Here is a 4,995-nt window from a genome sequence, read left to right on the forward strand (position 1 = left end):
CAGCAGCCGGTCGCGGTTCTTCGAAAACACCGAATGGTCCCAAGCTGGATCGTCAATGCCAATGTCGACGAACCAGCGGAATAGAAGGTCGTATTCCAACCGCTCCATCAAAAGTCGCTCAGAGCGGATTGAATAGAAGGCTTGCAGAAGCATGGCGCGCAGAAGCTTTTCAGGCGCGATCGATGGCCACCCGATCGGCGAATAGAGCGCTGCGAACTCCCGTTCCAGCAAAACGAGCGCGTCGTTCACGATCTGCCGGATTGCCCGCAGCGGATGATCACGACGAACACGATCCTCCAGATCGACATAACTGAAGAGTTGACCTGTCCTCACATCGCCGCCACGCATCCATCAACTCCGAATCTCCACAAAGCCAATGAATCACGACCAAAGTCTTCACGCCAGGCCTTTTTCAACAGCCTGCTAGATCCCATCTCGACTAGCTTTTGAGCTTTCTGATCAAACACTGACCAAGTGTCATTTACTCCGTTCGATGTCTTGTAGCGTCCACCGATGTACCGTCCACCCATTAATGTCGATCTGCTCATGCGAGTCCTTTCAAGGAACGAATCAATTGAAAACAATGAGTACAGCTATGGTTAATTCAGTGCAACCTTTGGTCAATGATGCTGACCCAATGCTCGACGTTGCGCTGTCGTATCAGGCGCAAAACTGGCCAGTGTTTCCTTGCCGCCATCGCGACGATGAATATGTCGATCAGGACGGCTGCATTGAGATCCTCGCCACCAAGACCCCGCTCACAAGCAACGGGTTTCGTGGCGCGACACTCAATGAGCGCATCGTGCGGGAATACTGGCGCCGCAATCCATCCGCGATGATTGGCGTGCCAACCGGTGCGCCTATTGGTGCATGGGTTCTCGATATTGATCCCAAGCACGGCGGCGACGAAACGCTGGCAGCGCTTGAATCAGCGCACGGCGCGCTGCCTGCAACCCTGACCGCAGAGACCAGGAGCGGCGGCCGTCACTATTTCTTTCGTCACCGTCATGGCGTTCGCAACCGCGGCGCGCTTGGCTCCGGTGTCGACGTTCGCGGTGACGGCGGTTATGTCATTGCGGCCGGGAGCGTGCCGGAGGTTGGCCTGCCTTATCGCTGGGTATCCGAACAAGAGCCGGTCGACGCGCCAGAATGGTTGCTGGAGCTTGTGCTGCCACGCTCGTACGAAAGCACTTACACTGCAGCGCCATCCGTTAGCGGCAAGATCAACGACCGTTATGTCGAGCGTGCAGTTCAATCCGAGCTGGACGATCTTGAGCTTGAACCTATGGGCAACCGCAACAACCGGCTGAACGACGCAGCGTTCCGTTTGGGCACTTTCGTCGGGGCTGGCGCTCTGGCTGAATCCGAAGCACGCGCTCTGCTGCAGGATGTAGCCAGAGGCTGGGGCCGCGACTGGCCACGCTGCGTAAAGACGATCGACAACGGCCTTGCTGCTGGTGCAGGCAGCCCACGCAGTGTGCCGCAGAATGACAACGACAATACACGTCTCGTCGATATCAGCCGCATGATCGCCAATGGCTTGGCTAAAGCTGAGGCGCGCACCGACGTTGTTGCAGAGCCCGTAGCGGACTTCGATGCTAATATTAGCACTAGTGAACAAACTACTGAAAACAAACGAGCAATCATTGCGACGCCGTTCGTTTGGAAAGACCCGTCGACGCTTCCAAGGCGCGAGTTCGCATTCGGTAAACACTTCATTCGCAAGTATGTTTCAGTGACGGTCGCGCCGGGTGGTCTCGGAAAAACTGCGAACAGCATCGTCGAGGCGCTCGCCATGGCATCGGGTAAAGCGCTCAATGGCACGAAGCCTCCGAAGCGTCTGAAGGTCTGGTTGTTCAATGCCGAAGATCCGCGTGACGAACTTGAGCGCCGCATCATGGCCGCCTGTATTCATTTCAATTTGAAGCCAGCCGATATTGATGGGCATCTGTTTCTAGACACAGGCCGCGAGCAGGAATTGGTCATTGCGATCGATGACAAGAAAGGCGTGCGGATTCAGGAGCCGGTCGTTGAAGCAGTCGTCGAAACGATTTCTGAGCTCGGCATTGACGTGATGGTTGTTGACCCGTTCGTGTTGACGCACCAGGTCAATGAAAACGACAACGGCGCAATCGACAAGGTGGCCAAGCTTTGGGCGCAGGTCGCTGACCGAACGAACTGCTCAATCGATATCGTGCATCATCTGCGCAAGGTGAGCGATCGTGAAACGACTGTCGAAGACGCTCGCGGTGCAGTTTCGCTGATCGGTGCGGCACGTTCGGTGCGCGTGCTTAACCGTATGTCGGAAGCGCAAGCCAGTGAGGCTGGCCTTACACACGAAGCGCGCTTCTCATATTTCAGCGTGGTCTATGGCAAATCTAACTTATCGGCGCTGTCGCACAAGGCTGACTGGCGGAAGCTGGAGAGTGTCGCGCTGGGGAAGGGCAGGGCCTGACCAAGCCTCAAGACCATGCGCCGGTTGTGACGTCATGGGCATGGCCGACGAGCGAGGAAGTTGCCGAAACACTGACCGAGGACGAACGCGACGCAATACGAGGGGTTGTGAACGGCGGCATGTACAAACCTGCGCCACAGGCCAAGGATTGGGTAGGGCGTGCCGTTGCTTATGCACTGCAGCTGGACGTCGATGAAGAGACCGACAAGAAGCGTGTCGGGATGATCACCAAGGCGCTATTCGCCGAGGGCTTTCTAATGAAGGTGGAAGACCGGGATCCTGTTCAGCGCAGGGCGACGACATTTGTGAGAGCGATGTAGAAAGGCGGCCGAAAGGCAAGCGGGGCTTAGGCTCCGCTTTTTGCGTTTACTCAACATTAACTATGTAACTTGCTGATTATTGGAGAGTCTATGAGTATGAATGGTTTAAGCTGGGCATCTATCCGGCAAATGGTTGCGCCAGCCGTTAAGGCAAAAACTAACGGGAAATGCTATTACTGTGGTGTCAATCTCGATGACGTATTTGACGTTGAGCACTTGGTGCCACAAGCCAGAGGTGGCACCCATGCACTTAAAAACCTTGTTCCTTCTTGCAAACCGTGTAACAGGGGAATAGGGGCAAAGTCGCTCGAAGATTGGCGGGATTACAAGCATATGCTGATTGCATGTCGAGACTTCCGCTTACCATCTTTCAATGCCCGCCAAGTGTCATGGCTACGCTCGCAAGGTTTCGAACCATATGAGTCGGTTCCTAAGCCAACATTTTGGTTTGAAATGGAGCGGTCTGCTCACAACGATAACGGTCCAATGTCAGAGAGTGCAGCTTAAAATACAACTCGCTGTCACAATAAAAGTACAACTAAAAGTTTGCGTAAGTCTTGTTGCGTAAGTCTCAAAAATCCTAAAAAGACTTGCGCAAAAGCACGCTGCTTTTAGTGCGTAAGAGTTCTTATATAGAAACTTACGCAAAAAGCGCGCAGCGCGTAGTTCTATGCGTTTGAGAACTACGCACTTTTTAGAAAATTTCCTGATTGAAAAATACAACCTGATTTTAGGTTGGTTGAAATTATGCCGGTCGACGCTTGACCGTCGTGTCACTCCCACCATGATGTGAATTGTTCCGCTAACAACGGGACAACGCCAACGGAAGCCCACCAAGCTGACGCGCCATGAACACGAGGAGAGACCATGACACGAAGACGTGCGCTGAAAGGTGCGTCATCCAACGAGCTCAATCCAAACAAGCTCAATTCGAAACCCGCAGCGAAACAAAAAGCCACAAGTCAAACCGTCCGCATTAATGGTGTCCGAAGAATCATCTCGACACGCGATGGCAAAGTGACGACAAAAGCTGCCCTGCCTCTGGAATGGGAACTGCAAGCTGCGCAGGTCCGGGCATTACGCAGATTGCCAGAATACGTTCACACAGCGCGAGAAGTGTTGCCGGTCACATTCACACTGGCTGGAGATCAGAACGCAGCGAAGCGCGGCCCCAAGGCGAGAGCAGAGGCATTAGCGGCAGGACTGACGCCCGGAGAAGCAGACGTCCGGATCTATCTCTACGGCGGTGTGCTGCGGCAGATTGAAAACAAGGTCGGCAAGGCAAAGCTCGAACCAAGCCAGATCACCCGTCATCCGTTGCTTGATGCTCTTGGCTTTCCCGTCGTGGTCGACAGGGCTGTCACCGAAGAAGATGCAGCAGAGCAGGCAGTGAGGCTGGTTAAAGGCTGGCTGAGTGAAAGCGCGACAAACCAAGCCGCGTAAGTGACAAACCAAACACGAGGAGAATTGTATGAGCAACGCAGTAACAAACAAAATCATCCCTGAAGGCTTCTATTGGTCAAAGTTGTGCGGAATGGCTTCAAAGAAGAGACACCTTGGATCACCGGTCACGGTAGAACGGCACAGCATGGCCCCAAGTTCTTTGTTGAGGCGGGTACTTGCAGAAATATCGCCTGTTGAGAACGACGCGAATGAAGCCAAAAAACTGACATCAGAAGACGCTTCCCGTTACGGTTGCGCATTGTGGTCTGGTAAATTGAAAGAATATTTCTCTTGGAGAGACGAGCAGGGCTTGTCGTGGTGGCATGAACAAGAGCGCCTTTATCCATCCGCAGCCAATGATAATTCGGCTGTAGCAGTCAGGAAGGCAGCATGAGCAGGCACAAGTCCCTTGCCGGAGCCATGACTGCTTTGATGGCTCACAAAAAACGGCCTGAAAGCGAAATCATACCCGTTTCAACAAACTGGAATGTGGTGCCCGAGAATAGCAACGAACCCGAAGTGATATCCCAGATGCATACTGAGCGACGCATTCAGATACTTCCGACCGTTGAGGAAATCATGCGGAATGTCGCCAGTGAGGATATCGAGCGCAATGATCTAGCAGGCTGTTGAAGAAGTCTCTGGTTTGGCCTTCAGCACGGCCTCGTCTCCGCTATCGTATGCGAACGTGATCTCGATCGCGCCATCATCGAGTAACTCGGCATGACCGTCGCCCGATACTTCGTCCATTTCATCGCTTCCGCGCCATCTGAAGAA

At 53.7% G+C, this 4,995-nt stretch carries 7 protein-coding genes; 6 read left to right on the forward strand and 1 reads right to left on the reverse strand.

Annotated features, from left to right (window positions below; genetic code table 11):
- Nucleotides 1–348: transposase (locus GAK38_RS23355; protein ID WP_325347272.1), on the reverse strand; the 348-nt coding region annotated here is incomplete at its 3' end.
- Between the two features lie 289 nt (nucleotides 349–637).
- On the opposite strand from GAK38_RS23355, the gene GAK38_RS23360 reads away from it, so the two are divergent.
- The 6 genes from GAK38_RS23360 (at nucleotide 638) to GAK38_RS23380 (ending at nucleotide 4,851) form a co-directional block, all read left to right on the forward strand.
- Nucleotides 638–2,455, forward strand: coding sequence for a bifunctional DNA primase/polymerase (locus GAK38_RS23360; RefSeq protein WP_325347273.1), 1,818 nt, complete (start codon nucleotides 638–640; stop codon nucleotides 2,453–2,455).
- Between the two features lie 26 nt (nucleotides 2,456–2,481).
- Nucleotides 2,482–2,775 (forward strand): hypothetical protein, encoded by a 294-nt coding sequence (locus GAK38_RS23365; protein WP_325347274.1) that lies wholly within the window; start codon nucleotides 2,482–2,484, stop codon nucleotides 2,773–2,775.
- Between the two features lie 129 nt (nucleotides 2,776–2,904).
- Nucleotides 2,905–3,282, forward strand: a complete 378-nt coding sequence (locus GAK38_RS24065) for an HNH endonuclease (protein WP_443089271.1) — start codon at nucleotides 2,905–2,907, stop codon at nucleotides 3,280–3,282.
- Nucleotides 3,283–3,642: 360 nt separating this feature from the next.
- Entirely contained in the window at nucleotides 3,643–4,218 is a 576-nt protein-coding gene (locus tag GAK38_RS23370; RefSeq protein ID WP_325347275.1) for a hypothetical protein, read from the forward strand.
- A 28-nt stretch (nucleotides 4,219–4,246) separates the two neighbouring features.
- The gene (locus GAK38_RS23375; RefSeq protein ID WP_325347276.1) at nucleotides 4,247–4,612 is read left to right on the forward strand and encodes a hypothetical protein; all 366 of its coding nucleotides are present in this window, start codon (nucleotides 4,247–4,249) and stop codon (nucleotides 4,610–4,612) included.
- Nucleotides 4,609–4,851: a hypothetical protein gene (locus tag GAK38_RS23380; protein ID WP_325347277.1), complete on the forward strand. Its 243-nt coding sequence runs from the start codon at nucleotides 4,609–4,611 to the stop codon at nucleotides 4,849–4,851. The genes GAK38_RS23375 and GAK38_RS23380 overlap by 4 nt, the downstream gene beginning before the upstream one ends.
- Nucleotides 4,852–4,995 lie beyond the last annotated feature (144 nt).

It is taken from the genome of Xylophilus sp., assembly GCA_009914555.1.
GTDB lineage: Bacteria > Pseudomonadota > Gammaproteobacteria > Burkholderiales > Burkholderiaceae_C > WNDY01.

Coding starts and splice junctions, on each gene's coding strand:
- GAK38_RS23375 (WP_325347276.1), top strand. CDS start 4,247: ATGAGCAACGCAGTAACAAACAAAATCATCCCTGAAGGCTTCTATTGG.
- GAK38_RS24065 (WP_443089271.1), top strand. CDS start 2,905: ATGGTTGCGCCAGCCGTTAAGGCAAAAACTAACGGGAAATGCTATTAC.
- GAK38_RS23380 (WP_325347277.1), top strand. CDS start 4,609: ATGAGCAGGCACAAGTCCCTTGCCGGAGCCATGACTGCTTTGATGGCT.
- GAK38_RS23360 (WP_325347273.1), top strand. CDS start 638: ATGCTCGACGTTGCGCTGTCGTATCAGGCGCAAAACTGGCCAGTGTTT.
- GAK38_RS23370 (WP_325347275.1), top strand. CDS start 3,643: ATGACACGAAGACGTGCGCTGAAAGGTGCGTCATCCAACGAGCTCAAT.